The following is a 25,519-nucleotide window of genomic DNA, read 5'->3' on the forward strand; positions in this document are numbered from 1 at the left end:
CGGTCTAAAACGTAAAGGACGTACCCGGTTTCTACCCACCCCAATCCTCTCCCGGAGGGAGAGGGAGTTCTATCGAGGTGTTTACAGATTCAGCGTCATTTCTTAAGCATTCCCCAATCAGTTCCCTCTCCCTCGGGAGTGGGTTAGGGGGCTTTTGATTCAGTCTTTTTTATCACCTTCCTAAACATCTGCTGCGCCTTGCTGGTCAGGCGCTTGAGCCTCGACTCTTTGCTAGGCGCGCTCAAGCCTTGCTGCTTGAGCCAGTCCTTCCAGCGAATACGCTCCTCGCTGACCACCCAGCCCTCCTGAGGCGCAAAACTTTCAGCCAGATACAGCCCTCGGGTGCTGGCCGGTTTCAGTTGATCCTTCGTCAAGGTGTACAACTCGGCGCACGGCTGACCGTCGGTCAGCGGCATCAGGTACAGATCCGGGCGTTTGCGGTTGAGGCGGGCGACCAGTTGATCCCCCTCCAGACGCTCATCAACATGAAACAGGCTCAGCGACTTGGCTTCCTTGGGCACCTCAAGGCGCAGGTCGTAAATCAGTTGCAGGGACGCGGTCGGTAAATGTACGTAAGCCCATGGACGTTCCAACAAAGGCTGGCTGGCACACCGCACAGGCCGCGCCGCGCCGGACAACGGCGTCAGGCGAAAGGGCAGGGCTTCGCGGTAATGCAGCGCGCTGGCGTAAGGCGCCGGCAGCCACGTTTCGTTGAAGCGCCCGCTGAGCCAGCCTTCCGGGGTTTCCAGCAGGCACTCTTCAGCCACTTCCTGAACCGCAGTGTGCAGCGGCAAGTTGACCTCATGTGCAGGCACATAGCCCGAGATCAGCTTGAGTACCACATCGCCTCGGTCCTGACGGCGCTGGCGCACCAATACCCAGTAATCGCGGCCTTGCCAGGTCAGCGTCAGACGTACCGATACCCCCAAGTTGGCCAACTCCAAAGTGAAGCGTTCAGTGTCTGCAACACTCACCAGACGGCGCTTACTCAGGGTTTGTGAAAAGTTAAGTGGCATGCCGACACTTTGATAGCTCAAGCCTTCAGGTGTGGCCTCGACAGACAACGGCAGGGTTTTGAAGTCGCTGGGGTTCTTGCGGATCAGCATTCGCGGCATGTCGGCTCCTTCTTGCGTCGGGGTCGGCCGATTCGGCGGCTTTAGGCGTTACGCAGAACCTGCGCAACGGTCGCCACGTTATGGACCAAGTGCAGCGGATTGATGGTACCGACAATAGCACTGGCAACCCCGTGATGGCCAAACACCAGTTCGAAGCTGGCGCGCACCGGATCAACGCCTGGCTTGAGGCACACATGGCCGCTGGCCAAGGCTTTTTTCACCAGAATTGCCTTGCCGTGAACTGCTGCGTAGTCAATCACCGGCTTTTCGGCCTGCTCGTTGAGGTTGTACGTGACCATCGCACAGTCGCCGTTTTCCAAGGCTTTAAGGCCGCCCTCGACGGTTTTTCCCGAGAGCCCGTACCCGCGAATCTTGCCCTCGCGTTTCAGCTCGGCCAAGGTTGCGTAGACCTCGCTTTCGTTGAGGATCGCAAGGTCATTGCCGTCAGAGTGCACCAGCACTAGATCAATGAAGTCTGTTTCCAGACGTTGCAGGCTTCGCTCGACCGAGCGTCGGGTGTGTGCGGCGCTGAAGTCGTGGCGCGATACGCCGTTATCGAACTCTTCGCCGACCTTGCTGACAATCACCCAATCTTGACGCTGGCCGCGCAACAGTGGCCCCAGGCGCTCTTCGCTGCGTCCATAAGCCGGCGCAGTGTCGATCAGATTAATCCCCAGATCACGGCTCAGTTTGAGCAGCATTTGGGCTTCGTTATCATTCGGAATCTGAAAACCGCTGGGGTATTTCACCCCTTGGTCGCGACCCAGTTTTACGGTGCCCAGACCCAGCGGTGAGACCATCAGGCCGGTGCTGCCCAGTGGGCGAAGAAAGTCGTGCAGGGTTGCCTGGCTCATGGCAGCAGTTGCTCCCATGCGGTTTGACCCAATGCTGGGCGTGGGAATTCTGGCAGCGCAGGCGGGTTGCTTGGCTTGATGGCGTCTTGCTCAAGTGCGCTGATAACCCGATCGGCGAAGTCCGGTGCCAAGGCCAGTTTGGTTGGCCAGCCCACCAGTAGGCGGCCTTGATCGGCGAGAAACGCATTGTCCGGCCGTACCAAGCCAGACTGCGCAGGTTCGGCGCGATTGACCCGCAACGTGGCCCATTGCGCCTGGCTCAGATCGACCCACGGCAGCAAATTGGCCAGTTCTTTTTGCGCCACAGCGATTTGTTCGGCAGGTTCACGGGCTACGCCATCGGCTTCGGCAATGTCACCGCCCAAATACCATACCCACTCGCCATTCGCGGCCGGGTGCGTGGTGACGGTGATGCGCGGTTTGGGGCCACCGCCCAGGCAATGCGCGTACAGAGGCTTAAGGCTTGGACCTTTGACCAACACCATGTGCAGCGGTCGTAATTGTTGCGCGGGTACGCTGATTCCGGCGCTGGCCAGTAGCTCAGCATTACCGGCGCCGGCGCTGAGCACGATGCGTTGGGCGTGAATGTCGCGGCCATCGACCCGCAGGCCAATCAATTCTTGGTTTTCGAACAGCGGCTCGATGTGCTGGCCAGCCAGCAGGCCATCGCCTGCCAGCTCGGCCAGACGTGCGATCAGGCTGGGGACATCGACCACCAGCTCAGCCAAGCGATACACCTTGCCCTTGAAACGAGGGTCTTGCAGTGCGGGGGGTAATTGATCGCCCTTGACCTGATCGACTCGACCGCGCACGGCCTTACTGGCAAAAAAGCTGGTCAGATTGCCTGCTAGAGTGCCGGGGGACCACAAATAGTGAGCGTCTGACAGCAAGCGTACGCCGCTTAAATCCAGCTCGCCGTCACCGGCAAGGGCTTCACGCCAGCGGCGCGGCATGTCGGCAATGGCTTCAGAGGCGCCGGTCAGCGCACCGTGCAGCGCATACTTGGCGCCGCCGTGAATGATGCCCTGCGACTTCACCGTCTGTGCGCCACCGAGTGATTGGTTCTCGACCAAAATCGTAGAAAACCCCTGACGACGCAGGCGGGCATTGAGCCAGAGGCCAGCGACACCAGCGCCGACAATCAGCACGTCGGTGGAAATAACAGATGGCATGGGCGACCTCAGCGTTTAAAGACAAAGATGCAGTATAAAGAAGCAGCAAGCTGCAAGCTGCAAGTAAAAGCTAGATCAAAATCCGCGTGATACCCGCTTTTGATCTAGCTTTTACCTTGTGGCTTAAAACTTGCCGTGTAGCTGCTTCAATGCCCTGCCGTTTTCGAGAACAGCTGAATCACCACCACGCCTAGCACAATCAGGCCCATGCCTAGCATGGCGGGCAGGTCGAGTTTTTGGCCGTAAATAAACAGCGCGGCAATGCTCACCATCACAATGCCCATGCCCGCCCACACCGCATACGCCACACCAACTGGGATGGTGCGCACCACCAGCGTCAACATCCAAAATGCCGTGGCATACCCTGCTATCACCAGAATCAGAGGGAGTGGCGTGCTGAAACCCTTGATCGCTTTCATCGAAACGGTGGCAATCACTTCGGCGCAAATGGCGATAGCCAAATAGTAATAAGCGTTCATAGAGGCGTCCTGAATAGGGGGGGCGAGGCAATTTAACAGCACGGCATTCTATTAGTTGTAAAAGTCTGTAGTAGGCTTTTATTCCGTGAGTAGCAGGAAGGTTCTGAATTCAAGCGGGATGGTTTGAGGTCGTGAAGTCTACCCCTATATTTGCGGTCTAAAAATCTTCTAAGGGGTAAGTTATGCCTTTACCTGCTGGACCATCAGGTGTTTCGCTTGATAGCAACATGCGCTTGGCACATCTGCAGGGAGGTCATTTCGGCAACGGAGGAGGTGCCTTTCTTTACAGTTGGTTTTATTCGCAAGTAAAAAATCGTGGCCCATGGGATTTTAAGCAACGCGGGGCGCAATACGAGAGCTTTGGTAACTTTCATTATGGCGCTGTGGGCACAGCTGCCGGATTCTCTAAGGAAACATTGCTACGAGCCGCTGGCATCGCTCAATCAAGATCAGGTACAAGTAATTCTACTTTTGGGAAATGGTAGTCGACAGCGCCTTATGGCGATGATCCTAGGGATCAGTACTGGATAAATGAAGGTATCGACTATGCGAAGTCCAAAGGTTATTAACCGATTATTCGGTGTTTTCTTGCTGGTTTGTGCACTGCAGACTCTATGGATTTACTTCAGTAGACCTTCGTTGCCAGTCTTGTCCTCGGTTATTGGCAGGTATCCCATCGGCAGTGAGGGGATGGTCTATGGGGTAGTCAGCGATTCAGGTGGGGCAACAGTGCCGTTTACCTATCGCTATTACATCGCAGTGCCCATGAATGATGATCAGAGCGTGCTTGAAGCGTTGCGTAAACAGGACAACGCTTTTTTGGTGACCCGCGATGCTAATGCGCAGGTCACGGTTGAAGGGCATAACGTACGGGTATCAGTGCGCGATAGTGTCTACAGTTTTAACAGTACGGCACTGCTACGCATTGCAAACAGCTATGTGCCGGTCAGTATCGCGTTGGATGCCCAGACCGTGTCAGTGCCATCATCGTAAACGTCGTTTTCAAGTAAACTCCGCCACCATGAATAGAACTCTCTACACCTTGCTGTTTCATCTGGGGCTGCCGTTGGTGGCGATTCGTTTGTGGCTGCGGGCGCGCAAAGCCCCGGCGTATGCCAAGCGAGTAGGCGAACGGTTCGCACTCAACCTGCCTGCCATGCAGCCCGGTGGAATTTGGGTACATGCGGTGTCGGTGGGCGAGAGTATCGCGGCCGCGCCGATGATTCGGGCGCTGCTCAAACGCTATCCGCAGTTGCCGATAACGGTAACGTGTATGACACCGACCGGATCGGAACGCATTCAAGCCCTGTTCGCCGATGAGCCGCGTATTCAGCACTGTTATTTGCCTTACGACCTGCCTTGGGCTGCCGCACGCTTTTTGGACCGGATGCAACCCACGCTGGCTGTGATCATGGAAACCGAGTTGTGGCCCAACCATATTCATCAGTGCGCCAAGCGTGGCATTCCAGTCGCGCTGGCCAATGCGCGTCTGTCGGCGCGTTCGGCCAAAGGCTATGCACGGTTTGCCAAGCTTACTCGGCCGATGCTGCAAGAAATGAGCTTGATCGCGGTACAGACTGAGGCCGAAGCCGAGCGCTTCCGCCAGTTGGGCGCCCGGCCTGAGTGCGTGCAAGTGACTGGCTCGATCAAATTCGACCTGACGATAGACCCGCAATTGCTGATCAACGCCCGTGCGCTGCGTGAGCAATGGCAGGCGCTCGAGCGCCCGGTGTGGATCGCTGCCAGCACCCATGAAGGTGAAGACGCGATTGTGCTCGCGGCGCATCGCCAGTTACTCACCCGCCATTCAAATGCCTTGTTGATACTGGTGCCACGCCACCCGGAGCGCTTCAGTTCGGTGTTCGAGTTGTGCCAGAGCCAAGGCTTTGACACGGTGCGCCGCTCTACGGGCGAGTTGGTTAATGCGCAAACGCAGGTGTTGCTGGGCGACACCATGGGTGAGTTGCTGTTTTTGTATGCTCTGGCCGACAGCGCGTTTGTTGGCGGCAGCCTGGTGCCCAATGGCGGACATAACCTGCTGGAGCCTGCCGCGCTGGCCAAGCCGGTGCTGAGCGGGCCGCATCTGTTTAACTTCCTCGAAATCGCCGCACTCCTTCGTGGTGCCGGGGCGCTGGAAGAAGTGGACGACGCGCAGGGTTTGGCAATTGCCATACAGCGCTTGTTCGAGTTGCCACAAGATGCGCAGCGCATGGCCCAGGCGGGCCTGAAGGTTATGCAGGCCAACCAGGGCGCATTGCAACGTCTGTTGGACGGGCTGGAGGGCTTATTGGCCCGCTCAGTGATTTAGCGCCAACCAGCGCTTATTTATCACCCGCTAATGGCAGGAACCAGCGCTCTGCCAAGGTTTTGCCAATTTTTCCGCGGTGTATGTTAACGATCGCTTGACCATTCGTGGCGGCGGCCAATTGCGAGTAATAGCTCAGCGTGCGCTGCTCTTTGGTTTTCAGGTGCGCAACTGTGTATTCCTGCCTAGGCGTATTGGCTTTCGCATAATGAAAGTGTGCATACCACAACGGGTAGCCCTCTCGGTCGTTGATGGCGTACTCCTGTATAAAGTCCTGGCGTTCGCCTTGCAGCTTGATGCGTTTTCCCAGGCTGGCAATCTGAACCTTCTCTTTGTCTAGCAGGTATTGAAGATTGCCGTGCGTGGGTGGCAGCTCTAGGCTCAACTGGATGCGTAATGCCTGGCCTTCGTTGAGCAGGGTTTGCGCTGCACGTCTCATCGAGTCCAGCAGTGTTTGATCTCCCAGGATGCGCGCTTCAAGAGGAACCGCCTGTAACGCGACAGCTAATTCATTTACCAGCTTGTCGAGTCGGGTGGCTTGGTGATTAAGCAGCTCTTCAATCTCTTCCGGGTGTCGGCAAAGCGTTTTGTAATAGTGGGCTTTGTTTAAATGCTCCTGATACATACCGAGGACTTTACGCGCCTCGCCCTTTATAACGTTGAATGCGCGTGTGGGAGAAATCACCGGTTTGACAGGTTCCTGGATTTCTACCCATTCGTCGCCGTGTTGCGAATAGGTCGAAATCAGTTGGTCGGCATAATCAGAGCGGACCTCAACGACTTCAATAGGCCAGTCTTTCCCCGCGGGTTTTACGCCGCCAATCAATTTGCCCTTGCCTCTAACGTTGATCACTTTCTTGTGCGGCTTGCCGGCCGAAGGTGGACGGCTCTGCGGTTTTTTACGCGGCGTGCCGACAGGCTTTAATTCAGCGGCCAGTAACCGAGTGGCGTCCTGGTAAAGCTCCTTCAGCAGTTCGTTAAGTTTATTGAAGAAGTGTGGTTCGAGTTCATCAGCATTTAAAACGTTGATGCCCTGTAATGCATCCAACCCCAGGCCGTAGCTCTCAACCAGACTGTCCAGAATCTCCAAACGTTTCACCGGCTCGACTTCAAGTCTGTTGAGTTCGTTGTGGGTTTGAATGTGCTCCTTCAACGGATCAGTCGCGTTATCCAGACTCTCTTCTACTGATTTGGGTGCCGATAGTTTGGAGCTGAGCAATTTGAGGCAATCGAGTTGAAATGCTTTCAGACTTAGTACCGTGTGTGCGTCATTGGAAATACTTTGGAACAGGGGCTCGGCCGCCTTAGCGCCAGCGCTGCCTAGGTTTTGCAACTGATCGAGGTAGGTGTTCCTTTGCTCGAGGCGTTCAATACTCTTCTCGTTTAGCGCCGCTTGCTCTTTCATGAACTGCAAAAACCCTTCGGGATCTGCATCACTTGCCGTTTCTAGGCCAGGGCCCGGGTTAAGGAATTGGGGCCATTTTTTAAGAATGGCTCTTTGCTCACTGGCGGACAGAGCCAAGGCGTCAGCCCTGTTGTCGAACGCTTTCTCCAAAAGGGAAGTCATGATGACTTCAGAGAAGGGAATCTTCAGTGTGATGCGCTCCTGAGCGGTACCCAGCAGCTTTTGGTAGGCGCTCATTTGTGTGTAAAGGGCGGTGTTGAGTCGGTTGCGAAGCTCTGCAAGCTGTTCTTGAGGGAAGCGACCATCAGATTCCGCTCTTTGCAGCGTGGTCTGCGTTATCTCGACTGTTTTAGCCAGCGGTAGCTCTTTAGGGATAAAACTATCCAGATCGGCGTTCAGCTCAAGTATTCGTTCTTCGGTTTTCTTAAGGTGTGCTGCAATTCGCCTAGGTGGCATGCCACCACTGTTTCGCAGTCGCAAGTCCAGCTTCCATTGGCCTTGGCCGTCAGATTTCACCGCAGGACCCCGTTGGTTGAAGTCTGACGAAGAGACAATGACGGCAGCGCCGCTGGGGTCAACATCAACCGCATACAGGTAGCCGTCAATCAAGGCGTGCCACGTGTCATCTATTCGAAACAGCCCTCTGCGTCGGCCGACAGATTGCGCGGGAGGCAGTGACGCTGGACGAACCACTTCAAACTCTGCCAATTTTTTTCTCTGGCTAGGGGTGAGCTGGTTGCGGGCATTGGTGAAGCTGAAATCCAGCACGGTTGTTTCGGAGTTTGGGTACTCGCCCGTCAGGGCTACAGCGCCGGAATCGATTTCGGGGGCTGGAGGCTCGGGCCATTGTTCGGCAAGCCGTGTCGGTGCGAAAGGCCGTAACGCTTGAGATTTTAACCCTTCAGGTAATCTTTTGAGTTGGGGTAGGGCACTCAGAAGTGGATGGAGCAATACCATGCCCAGGTTGATCAAAACATCCGCCGCCGCTAACTCACGGGTGGCCTTGTCTTCGCTGGCCAGTTCCGGAATGACATGGAAGGCTAATTTGGCCATGCCGAACAGTCCGCTTGTTAGCATAAGCGGGCGTGGTTGTATGGGCAGCACCAGCAGGCTGTTAAGAATCAGGCTGCCCCCTTCAATAAATACCCGCCAGCGGCTTTCGCTGTTGGATGTGGATTCATCCTCGGCCTGATCTACCATGGCTCGCGCGGTGCAGCCGAAAAGGAACTGCATCAATTGTCCGTTTTGCAGGTACTGCAACAACTCGTTGCTGGTGCCATTGGTAGCCAGAAACGCAGGTTGCGGTATCTCGATGGGTGCAAAGTCGCTGCCCAGACCGAAGCGCACGAAGTGAGGCTCTTTAAAGCCGCCGTGATCGTAAATAGGCCGGGCGACATCGCTCAACCATGTCAGCACGCTGTCTTGCAGGTCGCCTGCCTCAACTAAAGCGTCCAACAGTGCCGTGCGCGTAGGGAACTCCAGCAGGGACTGTGCGTAGAACGGCCGGTACAGCAGGTGTGGACCCTGTTCAAGGTTGGCAGGCTCGATGATGAACATATTGGCGACCACATCGGGCACTGCGCCGGGTTTGCGTACCAACGCCAAGCGGCGGATCACGATGTCTGCGCCGTCTACAAACCGGTCGCCTGCCTCAAGCTTTACAAGTGCCGCCACATAGCGCGCACCGGTGGTGGTGACGCCGTTTACGCGCCTGAGGCTTAGCTCCAGAGCTTCCAATGGCAGCTGCAAACTGATGAGTTCGGCGAACAATTGCTCTCGTTGTTTTATAGCGGGAGTTTGTTTAAGTAGCAGATCTTCGAGTCGCTCAGGGTAAGCCTTACCAATATTGACCTGCTCAATAAGGCCATCGCGGCGAGTCACGTAGTCAGGCGTTAGCCAGGCAGGCAGCTCTAACCCGAGTTTATGCCTGAGGGTGAGCCTGCCTTTGGGGCGGCCGACCAGATTTCTAAGGGCCAGTTCGGTCAGGCTCATGGTGACGGGCTCGACAATCCCCACGCTGTTAAGAGCGCCCGTTACTGTCAGGAACGTGAGTTCAATGTTTTCAGGTTCTAGAAGGCTCTCGGTCACCGGCACCGAATGGTCAGGCTCAAAGCGAGCCCAATCAGCCAATAACTGTTGATGCAGTACATCGACAGCATAGGCCTGGATGCTGCTAATTCCGGAAAGGTACGTCTGGCCCTTGTTGACTTTTTTGATGGCGGACAACGCTAGGCTGTAATGGCGGTAAGTCGTTTGATCGGCGAGGGAAGCCTTGGTGAGCCACTCGGGCATTTGGGTTTTTACCCGCTCAAGCGTGTCTGAGTTGGCGTAGGGCGAACCAATGAGCAGTTTCGCGGTATCGGTGATGTTCATGTACACCGTTTCCAGTGCCTGCCACCCAATACTGGCTGGCAGCCTCATTAGGCTGATGCTCTCAAGCTGATGATTCAGGATGGCGGCTGCGATAGCCTCAAATGCATTGCCTTCAAGCTCAAAGCGTTTCAGGCGAATGTTCTGCGCGGCAAACTTTTTGCTGATATTTGCACCCCAATAACGGCTCAAGTCGTCGATACTTTTGAATGAGCGGATGGTGCCATTGGGCCTACACATCAATACTTGATCAGGTGTTGCCAATATGATTCTTTGGCTCAGGCTTGAACTCATTTTTCCTTCGCTCACCAGCGACACTTTCATCCAATAAGCGCGTATGGCTCGCTCACCATATTGTTGGATCCGCTTATCGAGCTCAGGGGTAGTGATTATCTGGCTGATGGCCGCAAGGGCATCAGCGTTCAGGTCTGCCTGGATGAATGCGCTGATCGTCAGGGTGTCTTTGATCACACCGCTAAGCCAGTTCCAACGGTTGCCACCTGCCCCCGAGTCTTCTCCCCAGAAGGCGGTCAGCGCATCTTGCAAGCCTATGGGGAGGCGCCAGGCAAGCTCTTTGATCAACTGTTTAATGACGTTCATGTCCAGATTACCTTCCTCCACGGTGAGCCACGTGGGTGCGCTATCGCATAGGTAATAAGACTGACCCCTGATTGGGTCGAAATTGAGCTCGGGGCCACCGCCCAGGTAATCCAGGACTTTGGGCATTAAAGGTTCTAATCCCCAGCCGCCTTGGGGTAAGGGAACAGCCAACCGTGTGATGAGCAGATCTATGTTCAGTGAGGGATAGACGTGTTCGATGGCTTCTTTGAGCAGTTGGCGTGCGACGGTTTCAAGGGCAGGCGGATTGGCGAACTGCGCGCGAACTGCATTTTCTGCAGGCACGAGCCACGTTGATGGGGCTGTGTTCATGGGCGTTCCTTTAGTGGTTGCCAAGAGGTCAAACGACCGATGTCGTATTAACCTCTGGTGCCCTTAAGGAACGGTGGTATTGGCATATAGCCCTGCCAACACAGGTGACACCTGCGGTGGCGGGGTTAAGTCCGCGATAGGGGGCGGTTATTTCCCTGCTGAGCGAATATTCGCAGCGGCTTCCTGAGCCAGATCCGGCGGCAGGAAGTCCTTATCCGGGTTGTAGTCTGCTTTTAGGTAACGCGACAACGCATCCAGGTCGCCAGGGTTTAACGTGCCCGCAGCCTGTTTAAGGCGCAGGTTGTCGAGGATGTAGTCGTAGCGGCTGTTGTTGTAGTCGCGCACCGAGTTGTACAACTGACGCTGGGCGTCGAGCACGTCAACGATGTTGCGAGTACCGACCTGATAACCAATTTCCGTGGCTTCCAAGGCGCTCTGGTTCGAGATGATCGACTGTTTGCGCGCTTTCACCTGTTCCACATCGGTGTTCACCGCGCGGTGCAGGTTACGGGTGTTTTCTACCACCTGGCGGCGCAGTTGCTCACGTTGTTGCTCGGTTTGATCAAGGCGCGAATACGATTCGCGAACTTGCGAACTGGTCAGGCCGCCGCTGTAGATCGGGATGTTCAACTGAATGCCGACGCTGGTCTGGTTGACCGGGCCACCATAGCGTTGGTTCAGGGCATTAGGGTTGGTCAGGCCGAACGCGTCGTTATCGCCGGTTTTGTATTGCGCCACGGCGTCTACCGTCGGCGCGTGGCCGGCCTTACGCTGCTTGAGCGTTTCTTGTGCAGCGTCCACTGCGAAGTTACTGGCCAGCAAGTTGAGGTTTTGCTGTGCGGCGGTGTCGACCCAAGCTTTAGCGTCGTTTGGCGTCGGCGGCAAGATCGGCAAACTGTGGCGCATGCCTTCAATCGCGTTGTATTGGCGATTGGTTAATGTCACCAGTGCTTCAAAGGCATCTTCGACCTGGCGCTGAGCGAGCATGCGGTTAGCCCGCGCAGTGTCGTAGCTGGCCTGGGATTGCAGCACGTCGGTCTTGTCCGATAGGCCCACATCAAAACGCTCGCGGGACTGGTCCAACTGGCGTTTAAATGCCGCTTCTTCGGCCTTGGTCGCGGCCAGCGTGTCTTGGGCGCGCAGTACCGAGAAGTAATTGTTTGCGCTTTGCAGAATCAGATTCTGCTCGGTGGCCGAGAGTTGCAGTGCTGCCTGTTCGTTGACCGATTCGGCGGCTTTCAACTGGAACCAGCGGTCAATCCGAAAAAGCGGCTGGGCCAGTGTGGCTTGATACACCATCGCACTGCGGGTGGTGGTCATCGACGGACGATCGATGCTTGTACGCACGTTGCTCGACTCAGCGCCGCCCGACAGATTGGGCAGCAAACCGGCACGGGCCTGCGGTACCACTTCTTTTTGTGCCGAATAGTTGGCACGCGCTGCCGCGAGATCGGCGTTATTGTCGACCGCCTCTTGGTAAACACTGACCAGGCCGTTTTGGTTGGATAAAGGAGCCGGTGTATCCAGAGCCATAGCGTTGGTCGCCCAAGACACGGCGATTGCCAGCGAGAGTTTGCGCAGCATGAGCGATCCCTAGTTCAATAGTGCGAAATTGAGGGTCGAGGCCGTATTCTGGCGCTCGTGATTTCAAGACGTAGCGAGTGTAGTAGTTTTGGGTGCAGAGAGCAGCCGCAAGTTGCAAGCGACAAGCGGCAAGTTAGATCAACACCGAAATCTTGCCGCGTGTAGCTAAAAGCTTGCCGCTGCCATAGACTGGCCGAGTTCTTGTCGGGGTGCCTTGCTATGAGGCTGAGATCGAATAATTTCGGATCCCGTTGAACCTGATCAGGTTAGCGCCTGCGTAGGGAACAAGATTTCTCGTCTCCCGGCGAGTCCTCTTGAGTGCCGTCCGGGATCGATTGTTCAAAAAATGATCAATCGTTCGAGGTCGTCACTCAGCATCCAGTCCTTGGGTGCATCCGTGCTTTTTTCAGGTTCTCCCTCCGACAATCCGCCTGGATGCAGTCTGGAGAGCCGTGATGAGTACAACACTAAAAAATGCGATCAATCTCAGTGATTCGGCAAAAGTCGATGAACAGTCCGTAAAGCCGTTCACCCGTTCACAAAAAGTCTACGTACAGGGTTCTCGCCCGGACATTCTGGTGCCGATGCGTGAAGTCAGCCTGGATGTCACACCGACTGATTTTGGCGGCGAAATCAACGCCCCGGTATTGATCTACGACACCTCCGGCCCGTATACCGACCCGTCCGTCGAAATCGATGTGCGTAAAGGTCTGGGCGACGTACGTTCGGCGTGGATCGATGACCGCGATGACTCCGAGCGCCTGCCGGGTCTAAGTTCCAATTTTGGCCAAATGCGCCTTGAAGACGCCGAACTGACCAAACTGCGCTTCGCCCACGTGAAGAACCCGCGTCGGGCCAAGGCCGGGGTTAACGTCAGCCAGATGCACTATGCGCGTCAGGGCATCATTACCGCCGAGATGGAATACGTCGCCATCCGCGAAAACATGAAGCTGCAAGAAGCCCGTGCAGCAGGTTTGCTCGACCAGCAACACGCGGGTCACAGCTTTGGCGCCAACATCCCGAAAGAAATCACCCCTGAGTTTGTGCGCGACGAAATCGCCCGCGGTCGCGCCATCATCCCGGCCAACATCAACCACGTTGAGTTGGAGCCAATGATCATTGGTCGCAACTTTCTGGTGAAGATCAACGGCAACATCGGCAACAGCGCGCTGGGCTCCTCTATTGAGGAGGAAGTGGCCAAGCTGACCTGGGGCATTCGCTGGGGATCGGACACGGTCATGGACTTGTCCACCGGCAAACACATTCACGAAACCCGCGAGTGGATCATCCGCAACTCGCCGGTCCCGATCGGCACAGTGCCGATTTACCAGGCGCTGGAAAAGGTCAACGGTGTGGCCGAAGACCTGACCTGGGAATTGTTCCGCGACACCCTGATCGAACAGGCAGAACAGGGCGTTGACTACTTCACCATCCACGCCGGTGTGTTGCTGCGCTACGTGCCGCTGACCGCCAAGCGTGTGACCGGCATTGTGTCCCGTGGTGGCTCGATCATGGCCAAATGGTGCCTGGCGCACCACAAAGAGAACTTCCTTTACACCCACTTCGACGAAATCTGCGAAATCATGAAGGCCTACGACGTCAGCTTCTCGCTGGGCGACGGCCTGCGTCCGGGCTCGATTGCCGACGCCAACGACGCGGCGCAGTTCGGAGAGCTGGAAACCCTGGGCGAATTGACCAAAATCGCTTGGAAACACGACGTGCAATGCATGATCGAAGGCCCCGGCCACGTGCCGATGCAGTTGATCAAAGAGAACATGGACAAACAGCTGGAGTGCTGCGACGAGGCGCCGTTCTACACCCTCGGCCCGCTGACCACCGACATTGCACCGGGTTACGACCACATCACCTCGGGCATTGGTGCGGCCATGATCGGCTGGTTCGGTTGCGCCATGCTGTGCTACGTGACGCCCAAGGAACACTTGGGGTTGCCGAACAAAGATGACGTGAAAACCGGGATCATCACTTACAAAATCGCGGCTCACGCGGCCGACTTGGCCAAAGGCCATCCGGGCGCACAAATTCGCGACAACGCCCTGAGCAAAGCGCGCTTCGAGTTTCGCTGGGAAGACCAGTTCAACCTCGGCCTAGACCCGGACACCGCGCGCTCCTACCACGACGAAACCTTGCCCAAGGATTCGGCCAAAGTTGCACACTTCTGTTCCATGTGCGGGCCGAAATTCTGCTCGATGAAAATCACCCAAGAAGTGCGTATCTACGCTGCCAACCAGCGCATTGAGGCAATCGACGTCGACGTGGCCAAAGGCCTAGCGGAACAGGCCGAGCGCTTCAAGCAGGAAGGCAGCCAGCTGTACAAAAAAGTGTGATGTAAACCGCGCCAGCCGCCGCTGGCGCCCATTTGTAGTCGCTGTCGAGGGACGAGGCTGCGATAAGGGCCGCAGGACCTTCAACAACAGGGTCGTTGCGCAACCCATCGCAGCCTCGTGCCTCGACAGCGACTACGGGTTTGGTCCTTTATCGAGAATGATGCCTTGAACACACCCAGCACTTACTCGCCCGATACCGCCGTCCCTTTGGACAAGCGCGTCTTCGGCGCCCGCGATCTGTTTTCCCTGTGGTTCTCCCTCGGCGTCGGGCTGATGGTGTTGCAGACCGGGGCCTTGCTGGCGCCGGGGCTAGGCCTATCGGGTTCGCTGTTGGCAATTTTTCTCGGCACGCTAGTCGGCGTGGCATTACTGGCGTCGGTCGGGGTGATCGGCAGCGACACGGGCCTGTCATCCATGGCCGCGCTGAAGCTGAGCCTAGGCAGTCGCGGTGCGATGCTGCCTGCCGTGCTGAACGTGTTGCAGCTGATTGGCTGGGGCTCGTTTGAAATCATCGTCATGCGCGATGCGGCCAGTCTGCTCGGCGCCCGTGCGTTCAGCGAAGGCAGCTTGTTCACCAATCCGCTGCTTTGGACCCTGTTTTTCGGCGCCCTCGCCACGTTGCTGGCAGTCAGCGGGCCGTTGACCTTTGTGCGTAAGGTCTTGCGTAAATGGGGCATCTGGCTGCTGTTGGGTGCTTGCATCTGGCTCACGTGGAACCTCTTCGCCAAAGCTGACTTAGCCGCGTTATGGGCGCAGAAAGGCGATGGTTCGATGCCGTTTGCGGTGGGTTTCGACATTGCTATCGCCATGCCGTTGTCGTGGTTGCCGTTGATTGCCGACTACTCGCGCTTTGGCAAACGCGCCAAAAGCGTGTTTGGCGGTACTGTACTGGGCTTTTTGATTGGCAACTTCTGGTTGATGAGCCTGGGTGTGGCCTACACCTTGGCGTTCGCGCCGAGCGGTGAAGTTAACGCGCTGTTGTTGGCGCTGGCGGGGGCAGGGCTGGGTATTCCATTGCTGCTAATTCTGCTCGACGAGTCCGAAAACGCCTTTGCCGACATTCACTCGGCGGCGGTTTCCAGCGGGATCCTGTTGCGCTTGAAGATTGAGCACCTCGCATTGGCGATTGGTGTTATCTGCACCCTGATCGCCTGCCTGGCGCCGTTGGCGCAGTACCAGAACTTCTTGCTGCTGATCGGCTCGGTGTTTGCGCCCTTGTTTGGCGTGGTGTTGGTGGATCACTTCATCCTGCGTAAGCGCAGTTGCGACGTGGTGCCGGGTTTGCTGCACTGGGCCACCTTATTGGCCTGGTTGGGCGGTGTGAGCACCTACCACCTGCTGGCCAACTTGTTCCCGGATGTAGGCGCAACCTTGCCTGCGTTGCTGCTGGCCGGCCTGTTGCAGTGGTTGCTGGGCCGTAAACACTAACCCTCAACCCACTGTAGGAGCAGCCGGTCGACGCTCCTACAGACGTTTGGAGTTAGCCGCGACCCGGCAACCACTCCGGCTTGATAATCCCGTTCAAGCGTGAATACGGGATGCTCAGTTCAACGTTGCCATCCGAGTACGGGGCAATGCTGTACACGTCGTACTTGAGCACGACGTTGTCTTTGAGTAGCGCCACGTTCGGGGTCTGCTGGAACGGCCAGGTTTTTATGAACTGCGCATCGTTGCTGCGGTGCGAGTTAATCAACCAGTTGTTGTGCGCCACTTTGACCGCGCCCCAGAAGGCTTTCTCTTGGCCCGGCAGGAGCATGTCCTGCAAGGTCAGCTCTTTTTGGTCTTTACGCGACCAGTTGATAAACCCGCGCCCCGGCATGCCATGTGCGCCGCCGGTGTCCAGGTAGCTAATCAGCTCGATAATCACTAAGTCGTCATGCTGCTCACGTACCTTGGCTTGCAAGTACATGCTGTTGCGGGTGTCGGCTGTGCGCAAAAACTGCTCACGGTAGGCACTCAGTGACGGCGCCAGCGTGTCGTCCGGCGAGTTGACGGTCATTTTCAACAACCGTTGTTCGATCAAGGCATTGAGTTTCGGTTCGTTGGCAAAGTGCCCTGTCTCGATGTTGACCAATGGGCAATCATCACCGTTGCAGCCAGCCTTGACTTGCTCGGACGCGTCCGGCGTAAACGTCAGGGGTTTAGGTTGAAAAACGCTCTGGCAAGCGCCCAGCGTGAGGGCGATGCAAGTCAGGGAGGCAATTTTTAAAAGCGACATGGTCGTCCTTCATCAACGAAAGAAAGGTGTACGTAGGGTCGTTCGACTGCCAACAAGGGCGTCAGTTCGCCGCTAAGCTTGAAGGTGTCAATTAGAGTTGGTTTGCAGGCAATCCGTCTATCCCCACGTTATAAAAGGGGCTGCATCCACACGCACAGGCGCGTTAGGATGCGCGATGCCGCGGGCTACCCCGGCCTGAATTTGCCAGCAAGAGGTTTTCAATGACTGACATCACCAAGGCCACGCCCAGCGCTGTCGAGATCGTAAAGCGTGAGAACGGCTATCAGGGTTTTTACAAACTGGACCGGGTCTTCCTGCGCCATGAACTGTTTGCCGGTGGCATGAGCCGTGAGATCAGTCGTGAAGTCTTTGTCCGTCATGATGCCGTGTGCGTGCTGCCGTATGACCCGCAGCGCGATGAAGTGGTGCTGATCGAACAGTTCCGGGTCGGCGCCTATGGCAAGACTGAAACCCCGTGGCTGATCGAGCTGGTGGCCGGGTTGATCGACAAAGAAGGCGAAGACAACCCCGAAGACATCGCTCGCCGTGAAGGCGAAGAAGAGGCCGGGCTGACGTTCTCGTCGTTATGGCCCATTACGCGCTATTTCCCGTCGCCGGGTGGCAGCACCGAATTTGTGCACCTGTACCTGGGGCGTTGCGACAGCTCTAACGCAGGCGGCCTGCATGGCCTGGACGAGGAAGCCGAAGATATTCGCGTCACTAAATGGGCGTATGAGGATGCGCTTCAAGCAGTACGAGATGGACGTATTTCCAATGCAGCGAGCATTATTGCTCTGCAATGGCTGGCGCTTAATCGCGCTGAAGTGAGGGGGCTATGGCTGTAAATGGCGTGCGTGATCGCTACCGGGTTGATTTGATTGGCTTGCAGGCTGCCTGCGAGGCCAACTACGCCCGGCTGATGCGTTTGTTGCCTGACATGCGCGAGCAACCAAGCGCGCGACAGATCGCGGTCACTCAGGGCGAGCAGATGCTCGGTGTGCTGACCCTTGAAGTGATGCTCGATTGCCCGTACACCAGCACCTTGCGCGTGCGTCAGGAGCACAGTCTGCCGTGGTTGCCGGTGCCCGAACTGCAGGTGCAGGTGTACCACGATGCGCGCATGGCCGAAGTGATTGGCGCCGAACATGCGCGGCGCTTTCGCAGCATCTATCCTTACCCCAACGTGGCCATGCACCAGCCCGACGAAAAAGCCCAACTCAATGTGTTTTTGGGTGAGTGGCTGAGCCATTGTCTGGCCTGTGGGCATGAATACGCAGAAGTGCGCTAACGACCTCTTCCTGCCGGGCAATGACCTAAATACCCCACCCGCTCTGGAGAGTGCCTTGCCCAATGTATCCACGCTGACCACCGAAGACCCGGTGTTGCTGGTGCAACTGACCGACAGCCATTTGTTTGCCGATGCAGACGGCTCGCTGCTGGGACTCAATACCGCACAAAGCTTGCAAAACGTGATTGATCTGGTGCGCGCCGAGCAGCCACAGGTTGATTTGTTGTTGGGCACCGGTGATTTGACCCAGGACGGCAGCGTGGCGGCGTATCAGCGTTTTCGGCAATTGACCGAGCCGCTCTCGGCGAATGCACGCTGGATCCCCGGCAATCACGACGCTGTGCCGCCGATGCTCGAAGCCGCCGTGCAAAGCCGCCTGCTTGAGCCGGTGTTGGACATTGGCAATTGGCGCATTACGTTGTTGCACTCCAACGTGGATCAAAAAAGCCACGGCTACCTAGAAGACAATCAACTGCAGCTACTGGCGCGTTCGTTGAGCGAAGCCCCTGATCGCCATCACTTGATTGCCCTGCATCACCACCCCGTGCCGGTGGGCTGTGAATGGATCGAGCCGATTGGGTTGCTAAATGCCTGCGCTTTTTGGGCCGTGCTGGACCGTTTTCCACAGGTGAGGGCGGTACTGTGGGGGCATATTCACCAACCCTTCGACCAACAGCGCAACAACGTGCGGCTGCTGGCATCACCCTCGACCTGCATCCAGTTCACGCCCGCCAGCCGCGACTTCGACGTCAGTAGCGAGGCACCCGGCTATCGCTGGATGCGTCTGCAACCTGATGGCACTTTGGACACAGGGGTGTCGCGTGTGGATAACTTTGTGTTCGAGCCCGATTACAGCGCTAACAATTACTGAGTGCGGGTGACGTGGAAATACCTTGAGACGGGTTATTGCCCTAAACTGCGCGTCTTTATTGATACTGCGTTCAGCTTAAATCGTGCTCGGGAGTGATTGCATGTCGGGTTCCATCTTGTATATCCATGGTTTCAACAGTGCTCCCGAGTCCAAGAAGGCCACGCAGCTCATGTCTCTGATGCAACGCATGGGGCTGAGCGATCAGTTGCGGGTTCCGGCCTTGCACCATCATCCGCGTGAAGCGATTGCCCAATTGCAGGCGGCAATCAGCGAACTGGGTAGCCCTCTGCTGGTCGGCAGCTCGCTCGGCGGCTACTATGCGACCTATCTGGCCGAGCAGCATGGACTCAACGCCTTGTTGGTCAACCCGGCCGTCAGCCCGCATCGCATGTTCGACGGCTACCTAGGCACGCAAACCAACCTGTACAGCGGTGAAAGCTGGGAGCTGACCCTCGATCATGTGGAGGCTCTGGCCGAACTTGAAGTGCAGGCGCCTCAAGACCCGCAGCGTTATCAGGTGTGGTTGCAGACTGGCGACGAAACGCTGGACTACCGCCATGCCGAAAAGTACTACGCAGCTTGTGCCCTGCGCATTCAGGGTGGTGGCGACCACAGTTACCAAGGGTTTGCCGAGCAACTGCCCGCGCTGTTGAGTTTCGCCGGGATAGCGGCGCATCAGTATAAAACCATCGACTTTGCGGCCCTTTAAGGCGCCTGTCGGATGGCCTTTATTTTTCATTTACGACTAACGACGAGACCCTATGGCCACTCCCAGCGCTAGCTCTTATAACGCAGACGCCATCGAAGTCCTCTCGGGCCTCGACCCGGTGCGCAAACGCCCCGGCATGTACACCGACACCAGTCGGCCTAACCATTTGGCCCAGGAAGTTATCGACAACAGCGTCGACGAAGCCTTGGCAGGTCACGCCAAATCGGTGCAAGTCATCCTGCACGCCGACCACTCGCTGGAAGTCAGCGATGACGGGCGCGGCATGCCGGTCGACATCCACCCCGAAGAAGGCGTGTCAGGCGTCGAGCTGATCCTGACCAAGCTCCACGCGGGTGGCAAATTTTCGAACAAGAACTACCAGTTTTCCGGCGGTCTGCACGGCGTGGGCATCTCGGTGGTAAACGCCTTGTCGACCCAAGTGCGGGTCAAGGTCAAGCGTGACGGCAACGAATACCAGATGACCTTCGCCGATGGCTACAAAGCCACCGACCTTGAAGTTGTTGGCACGGTCGGCAAGCGCAACACCGGGACCAGCGTGTACTTTGCGCCGGACCCAAAATATTTCGATTCGCCTAAGTTCTCGGTCAGCCGCCTCAAGCACGTGCTCAAGGCCAAGGCTGTGTTGTGCCCGGGGCTGCTGGTCAGCTTTGAAGACAAAGGCACCGGCGAAAAAATCGAGTGGCATTACGAAGACGGTCTGCGTTCTTATTTGGTCGACGCCGTCAGCGAATTCGCACGCCTGCCAGACGAGCCGTTCTGCGGCAGCTTGGCCGGTAATAAAGAAGCCGTCGATTGGGCGCTGCTGTGGCTGCCAGAAGGCGGCGACAGCGTGCAGGAAAGCTACGTCAACCTAATCCCGACCGCTCAAGGCGGTACCCACGTCAACGGCTTGCGTCAGGGTTTGCTCGATGCCATGCGCGAGTTCTGCGAATTCCGCAGCTTGTTGCCGCGGGGTGTGAAGCTGGCGCCAGAAGACGTGTGGGAGCGCATTGCGTTCGTGCTGTCGATGAAAATGCAGGAACCGCAATTCTCCGGCCAGACCAAAGAGCGTTTGTCGTCCCGCGAAGCGGCCGCCTTCGTTTCGGGCGTGGTCAAGGATGCATTTAGCCTGTGGCTCAACGCTAACCCCGAATTGGGCATGCAGTTGGCGGAGCTGGCGATCAACAACGCCGGTCGTCGTCTTAAGGCCAGTAAAAAGGTCGAGCGCAAGCGCATCACCCAAGGTCCGGCCTTGCCCGGTAAATTGGCCGATTGCGCCGGGCAAGACCCGATGCGTTCCGAGCTGTTTCTGGTAGAGGGTGACTCCGCTGGCGGCTCGGCCAAGCAAGCGCGGGACAAAGAGTTTCAGGCGATCCTGCCGTTGCGCGGCAAGATCCTCAATACCTGGGAAGTCGACGGCAGCGAAGTATTGGCCAGCCAAGAGGTGCACAACATTGCCGTGGCCATTGGCGTTGATCCGGGTGCGGCTGACATCAGCCAACTGCGCTACGGCAAAATCTGCATCCTCGCCGACGCCGACTCCGACGGTCTGCACATTGCGACCTTGCTCTGTGCGCTGTTCGTCCAGCATTTCCGTCCGCTGGTAGACGCCGGGCACGTGTACGTGGCCATGCCGCCGCTGTACCGGATCGACTTGGGCAAAGAGATTTACTACGCCCTCGACGAAGCCGAGCGTGACGGCATTCTGGACCGTCTGGTGGCCGAGAAAAAACGCGGCAAGCCGCAGGTCACGCGATTCAAAGGCCTAGGTGAAATGAACCCACCGCAGTTGCGTGAAACCACCATGGACCCGAACACCCGCCGTCTGGTGCAACTCACGCTGGAAGACTACGCCGCGACCTCGGAAATGATGGACATGCTGCTGGCGAAAAAACGCGCGGGCGACCGCAAGTCTTGGCTGGAATCCAAAGGCGACTTGGCGCAGGTGCTGGCCTGATGCGCAGTGCCTTGCTGGCGCTGCTGTGTGTGAGTGCGACCCCGGTCATGGCGCAGGACTGGCCTGAACTGGTGTTGCAATCCGAGCATCCGGTAGAAGGCATGCGCGGCGGTAACTTGTCCGGCTTGGCGATGTGTCAGGGTGAGGTGTGGGCGGTGTCTGATCGCGACGATGATCAGATTTACCATCTAGATACTCGATATGCCGAATGGCACGCCGAGGCGCTGCCCATCGACGTGCCGCCCGCGCCAGAGAGCGGTTTGCCGTGGGGCGTGCGGATGATGGGCAAAGCCATCAGTCCGATGCGCGGTGGCGACCTGGACTTTGAAGGCATCACCTGCGATGACGCTGGCAATCGTTACGTGGTCAGTGAGTCTCACGCAGCGGTGCTGTTGGTTCCGCCGATTGGCACACCTTCATGGCTTAAAATCGACCCGGCGCTGGTGCGCCAAGCGCGTGCCAGCGGCATGCTGTTGCACTTCAATGCGCTGTTTGAAGGCATTGCGGTTAACCCGCAGGGCAATCAGATTTGGCTGGCGGCCGAACGCGAGCGCAGAGGTTTACTGACCATTCGCAAAAAACAAAGCGTATGGGACTGTGATAACGGCTGCGTATTGATGAGCGAGGGCGGCCTTGAACAGCCACCGCACCCGCTTAAGGGCAAGGCGCAACAGAAAGACTTCTCTGATCTGGCGCTGTTCGAAGGCAAGTTGTTCACCCTTGAGCGCATGGCGTATCGCATTTGCCGTCGCACCCTGGACACCGGCGACATCGAGCGCTGCTGGTCGTTTGCCAACGATGCCTTGACGGCAGCGCGCTTGTATAAAAGCCCGTATGGCAACGCCGAAGCCTTGAGCCTAGATGCCAAAGGCGCCTGGATAGGCGTCGATAATGGCAACCACGTGCGTGCCGATGGTGAGAAACGTCCCATTGTTTGGCGTTTTGCTGCCCCGCAAGGTGGTTGGAGCGCCAAGTTATGAGCCAGCAACCGCCGGGTAAAGGTGTAGGGCGGGTCTTTATGATCCTGGCGTGGTGCGCCGGTTTGTATTTGGCCACGCAGTTTTTCGGGCGTTGGGAGCAGCGTCAGGCAAACCCCAACACCGAAGTGACCTCACAGCAAGGCGAGGGCTATATCGAGGTGACGTTGCAGGGCAACGTGCAGGGTCACTTTGTCGCCAGCGGCCGCATCAACAACGTGCCGGTGGAATTTTTACTGGATACCGGGGCCACCGATGTGGCGGTCCCGCAGGAGCTGGCCAGGCAACTGGCGCTGCCCAAAGGTGCCCCCGTGACGCTGAGCACCGCCAATGGGCGGGTGCAGGGTTATCGGACCCAGATCGACCGCCTGCAACTGGGCGCTATCGTGCTGCGCAACGTGCGTGCGGTGGCGGCTCCCGGCCTTGAAGGCGAACAAGTGCTGCTAGGCATGAGCGCTTTGAACAAACTTGAATTTACCCAGCGCGACGGCACCATGCTGTTGCGCCAGACAACGAACTGAATGAGGTCCGCATGAGCGACTCCCTTGATCTCAGCCTGGACGGCGTAGAACGCCGGTCACTGGCCGACTTCACAGAACAGGCCTACCTCAACTACTCCATGTACGTGATCATGGACCGGGCCTTGCCGCATATCGGCGACGGCCTCAAGCCTGTGCAACGGCGTATCGTTTACGCCATGAGCGAGTTGGGCCTAGACGCAGACTCCAAGCACAAGAAATCGGCGCGTACCGTCGGTGACGTGCTCGGCAAGTTTCACCCGCACGGCGACTCAGCCTGCTACGAAGCCATGGTGCTGATGGCGCAACCGTTCAGCTACCGCTACACGCTGGTCGACGGGCAAGGCAACTGGGGTGCGCCGGATGACCCCAAATCTTTCGCCGCCATGCGTTACACCGAAGCGCGTTTGTCGCGCTACTCCGAAGTGCTGCTCAGCGAACTGGGCCAAGGCACGGCGGATTGGGTGCCGAACTTTGACGGAACCCTCGACGAACCTGCGGTGTTGCCAGCACGTTTGCCGAATATCCTGCTCAATGGCACCACCGGCATCGCCGTGGGTATGGCCACCGACGTGCCGCCGCACAACCTGCGCGAAGTCGCGAGCGCCTGCGTGCGTTTGCTCGACGAGCCTAAAGCCACGGTTGAGCAACTGTGCGAGCACATTCAAGGCCCGGACTACCCCACCGAAGCTGAAATCATCACCCCGCGCGCCGACCTGCTGAAGATCTACCAAACCGGCCGCGGCTCGGTGCGTATGCGCGCCGTGTACCACGTTGAAGATGGCGACATTGTTGTGACCGCGCTGCCGCACCAGGTATCGGGCGCCAAGGTGTTGGAACAAATCGCCGCGTTGATGCAGGCCAAGCCGACCAAGCTGGCGATGGTCACTGACCTGCGTGACGAGTCCGACCACGAAAACCCATGCCGCATCGTGATCATCCCGCGCAACAACAAGGTTGATCTCGACGAACTGATGCAGCACTTATTCGCTGTGACCGAGCTTGAATCGACCTTTCGGGTCAACATCAACATCATTGGCCTGGACGGCAAGCCACAGCTGAAAAACCTGCGCGCCTTGCTGGTTGAATGGCTGGAATTCCGGGTTCGCACCGTGCGTCGTCGCTTGCAGTTCCGCCTCGATAAAGTCGAGCGCCGCCTGCACCTGTTGGACGGTTTGCTCACCGCGTACCTGAACCTCGACGAAGTGATTCACATCATTCGGACCGAGGAGCATCCCAAGGCCGAACTGATTGCCCGTTTTGCCCTGACTGAAACCCAAGCCGACTACATTCTCGACACGCGCTTGCGCCAACTGGCCCGCCTTGAAGAGATGAAACTGCGCGACGAGCAAGACGCGCTTCGTAAAGAACAAGCCAAGCTGCAAACCTTGCTGGGCAGCGAAGCCAAGCTCAAAAAGTTGGTACGCACTGAACTGCTGGCAGACGCCGAAACCTACGGCGATGATCGTCGTTCGCCGATTGTGTCCCGTGCCGAAGCCAAGGCCCTGTCGGAAAACGAGCTGGTGCCGACTGAGTCAGTCACCGTTGTGCTGTCGGAAAAAGGCTGGGTGCGTTGCGGCAAAGGCCATGACCTAGACGCGACGGGTTTGTCCTATAAAGCAGGCGACGGTTACAAAACCGCCGCTGCCGGACGTTCCAACCAATTTGCCGTATTTATTGACTCCACCGGGCGCAGCTACTCGGTGGCAGCGCACACCTTGCCGTCAGCCCGTGGCCAAGGCGAGCCGTTAACCGGCCGTCTGACACCGCCGCCTGGCGCCACGTTTGAATGCGTGTTGCTGCCCGATGACGACTCGCTGTACGTGATCGCCTCCGATGCCGGGTACGGTTTTGTGGTGAAAGGTGAAGACCTGCAAGCCAAAAACAAAGCCGGTAAGGCGTTGCTGAGTCTGCCAAAAGGCGCGCAAGTTATGCTGCCGCGGCCTGTGGCGGACCGCGAACACAACTGGTTGGCGGCGGTGACCACCGAAGGTCGCTTGTTGATCTTCAAAGTCAGCGACCTGCCGCAACTGGGCAAAGGCAAAGGCAACAAGATCATCGGCATCCCTGGTGAGCGTGTGGCCAGTCGTGAAGAGTACGTGACTGACATCGCCGTGCTGCCGGATAACGCCACCTTGGTACTGCAGGCGGGCAAGCGCACCTTGTCGCTAAAGGCTGACGATCTTGAGCATTACAAAGGTGAGCGAGGACGGCGAGGCAACAAGTTGCCGCGCGGTTTCCAGCGCGTGGATGCGTTGTTGGTAGAAACGCCAAATTAAGCGTGATTTATGCACCCGATCTGCGTTTTTTCGCGCAGATCGGCGTTGCAGCGCTGGAGTCATGCTTGATATTCGCGGATGATATGGCGCACTTTCGGCACCGCTAATGGCGATGTGCCCAACGATTTTTTTCGAGAATCACA

General features: G+C 57.3%; 20 protein-coding genes and 1 riboswitch. Of the genes, 13 read left to right on the plus strand and 7 right to left on the minus strand.

The window, feature by feature from the left end; translation table 11 throughout:
• Window positions 1–143: 143 nt before the first annotated feature.
• The 4 genes from B347_RS0118145 to B347_RS0118160 form a co-directional block, all read right to left on the minus strand.
• Window positions 144–1,115 carry a hypothetical protein gene (locus tag B347_RS0118145; RefSeq protein WP_019411116.1) on the minus strand — a complete coding sequence of 324 codons (972 nt, stop codon included), beginning with the start codon at window positions 1,113–1,115 and terminating at the stop codon, window positions 144–146.
• A 41-nt stretch (window positions 1,116–1,156) separates the two neighbouring features.
• Window positions 1,157–1,969: an aldo/keto reductase gene (locus B347_RS0118150; protein WP_019411117.1), complete on the minus strand. Its 813-nt coding sequence runs from the start codon at window positions 1,967–1,969 to the stop codon at window positions 1,157–1,159.
• Window positions 1,966–3,141 carry an NAD(P)/FAD-dependent oxidoreductase gene (locus B347_RS0118155; RefSeq protein ID WP_019411118.1) on the minus strand — a complete coding sequence of 392 codons (1,176 nt, stop codon included), beginning with the start codon at window positions 3,139–3,141 and terminating at the stop codon, window positions 1,966–1,968. The genes B347_RS0118150 and B347_RS0118155 overlap by 4 nt, the downstream gene beginning before the upstream one ends.
• Before the next feature lie 146 nt (window positions 3,142–3,287).
• Window positions 3,288–3,620: a DMT family transporter gene (locus B347_RS0118160; protein ID WP_019411119.1), complete on the minus strand. Its 333-nt coding sequence runs from the start codon at window positions 3,618–3,620 to the stop codon at window positions 3,288–3,290.
• A gap of 182 nt (window positions 3,621–3,802) precedes the next feature.
• Here B347_RS0118160 and B347_RS26065 point away from each other — a divergent pair, with 182 nt between their 5' ends.
• The 3 genes from B347_RS26065 (at window position 3,803) to waaA (ending at window position 5,928) form a co-directional block, all read left to right on the plus strand.
• Window positions 3,803–4,105, plus strand: coding sequence for a polymorphic toxin type 44 domain-containing protein (locus B347_RS26065; protein WP_337459911.1), 303 nt, complete (start codon window positions 3,803–3,805; stop codon window positions 4,103–4,105).
• 244 nt (window positions 4,106–4,349) lie between these two features.
• Entirely contained in the window at window positions 4,350–4,613 is a 264-nt protein-coding gene (locus B347_RS25170) for a hypothetical protein (RefSeq protein ID WP_033387952.1), read from the plus strand.
• A gap of 28 nt (window positions 4,614–4,641) precedes the next feature.
• Window positions 4,642–5,928: a lipid IV(A) 3-deoxy-D-manno-octulosonic acid transferase gene (waaA, locus tag B347_RS0118170; RefSeq protein ID WP_026014274.1), complete on the plus strand. Its 1,287-nt coding sequence runs from the start codon at window positions 4,642–4,644 to the stop codon at window positions 5,926–5,928.
• 13 nt (window positions 5,929–5,941) lie between these two features.
• On the opposite strand, the gene B347_RS0118175 is transcribed toward waaA, so the two are convergent.
• Together B347_RS0118175 and B347_RS0118180 are read right to left on the minus strand one after the other, a co-directional pair.
• Entirely contained in the window at window positions 5,942–10,630 is a 4,689-nt protein-coding gene (locus tag B347_RS0118175) for a dermonecrotic toxin domain-containing protein (RefSeq protein WP_019411122.1), read from the minus strand.
• A gap of 147 nt (window positions 10,631–10,777) precedes the next feature.
• Entirely contained in the window at window positions 10,778–12,214 is a 1,437-nt protein-coding gene (locus B347_RS0118180) for a TolC family outer membrane protein (RefSeq protein ID WP_019411123.1), read from the minus strand.
• Window positions 12,215–12,409: 195 nt separating this feature from the next.
• Window positions 12,410–12,515: riboswitch (TPP riboswitch) on the plus strand.
• 154 nt (window positions 12,516–12,669) lie between these two features.
• On the opposite strand from B347_RS0118180, the gene thiC reads away from it, so the two are divergent.
• Window positions 12,670–14,559 carry a phosphomethylpyrimidine synthase ThiC gene (gene thiC / locus B347_RS0118185; RefSeq protein WP_019411124.1) on the plus strand — a complete coding sequence of 630 codons (1,890 nt, stop codon included), beginning with the start codon at window positions 12,670–12,672 and terminating at the stop codon, window positions 14,557–14,559.
• Window positions 14,560–14,724: 165 nt separating this feature from the next.
• Complete coding sequence (gene cytX / locus B347_RS0118190) at window positions 14,725–15,987, plus strand: putative hydroxymethylpyrimidine transporter CytX (RefSeq protein WP_019411125.1); 1,263 nt, start codon at window positions 14,725–14,727, stop codon at window positions 15,985–15,987.
• Window positions 15,988–16,039: 52 nt separating this feature from the next.
• Here cytX and B347_RS0118195 read toward each other — a convergent pair whose 3' ends face one another.
• The gene (locus B347_RS0118195) at window positions 16,040–16,777 is read right to left on the minus strand and encodes an RsiV family protein (protein WP_019411126.1); all 738 of its coding nucleotides are present in this window, start codon (window positions 16,775–16,777) and stop codon (window positions 16,040–16,042) included.
• Window positions 16,778–16,998: 221 nt separating this feature from the next.
• On the opposite strand from B347_RS0118195, the gene B347_RS0118200 reads away from it, so the two are divergent.
• From B347_RS0118200 to parC, 8 genes are all read left to right on the plus strand, one after another.
• Window positions 16,999–17,622: an NUDIX domain-containing protein gene (locus B347_RS0118200; protein ID WP_019411127.1), complete on the plus strand. Its 624-nt coding sequence runs from the start codon at window positions 16,999–17,001 to the stop codon at window positions 17,620–17,622.
• Complete coding sequence (locus B347_RS0118205) at window positions 17,613–18,065, plus strand: DUF1249 domain-containing protein (protein WP_019411128.1); 453 nt, start codon at window positions 17,613–17,615, stop codon at window positions 18,063–18,065. The genes B347_RS0118200 and B347_RS0118205 overlap by 10 nt, the downstream gene beginning before the upstream one ends.
• Before the next feature lie 55 nt (window positions 18,066–18,120).
• Window positions 18,121–18,936, plus strand: a complete 816-nt coding sequence (gene cpdA / locus B347_RS0118210; protein ID WP_019411129.1) for a 3',5'-cyclic-AMP phosphodiesterase — start codon at window positions 18,121–18,123, stop codon at window positions 18,934–18,936.
• A 100-nt stretch (window positions 18,937–19,036) separates the two neighbouring features.
• Window positions 19,037–19,645, plus strand: coding sequence for a YqiA/YcfP family alpha/beta fold hydrolase (locus B347_RS0118215; RefSeq protein ID WP_019411130.1), 609 nt, complete (start codon window positions 19,037–19,039; stop codon window positions 19,643–19,645).
• 52 nt (window positions 19,646–19,697) lie between these two features.
• The gene (gene parE / locus B347_RS0118220) at window positions 19,698–21,602 is read left to right on the plus strand and encodes a DNA topoisomerase IV subunit B (RefSeq protein ID WP_019411131.1); all 1,905 of its coding nucleotides are present in this window, start codon (window positions 19,698–19,700) and stop codon (window positions 21,600–21,602) included.
• The gene (locus tag B347_RS0118225) at window positions 21,602–22,582 is read left to right on the plus strand and encodes an esterase-like activity of phytase family protein (protein ID WP_019411132.1); all 981 of its coding nucleotides are present in this window, start codon (window positions 21,602–21,604) and stop codon (window positions 22,580–22,582) included. Before parE ends, B347_RS0118225 begins: the two co-directional genes overlap by 1 nt.
• Window positions 22,579–23,100: a retropepsin-like aspartic protease family protein gene (locus tag B347_RS0118230; RefSeq protein WP_019411133.1), complete on the plus strand. Its 522-nt coding sequence runs from the start codon at window positions 22,579–22,581 to the stop codon at window positions 23,098–23,100. Before B347_RS0118225 ends, B347_RS0118230 begins: the two co-directional genes overlap by 4 nt.
• An 11-nt stretch (window positions 23,101–23,111) precedes the next feature.
• Complete coding sequence (gene parC / locus B347_RS0118235; protein ID WP_019411134.1) at window positions 23,112–25,376, plus strand: DNA topoisomerase IV subunit A; 2,265 nt, start codon at window positions 23,112–23,114, stop codon at window positions 25,374–25,376.
• Window positions 25,377–25,519: the final 143 nt, after the last annotated feature.

It is taken from the genome of Pseudomonas psychrophila HA-4, from assembly GCF_000282975.1.
Lineage (GTDB): Bacteria > Pseudomonadota > Gammaproteobacteria > Pseudomonadales > Pseudomonadaceae > Aquipseudomonas > Aquipseudomonas psychrophila_A.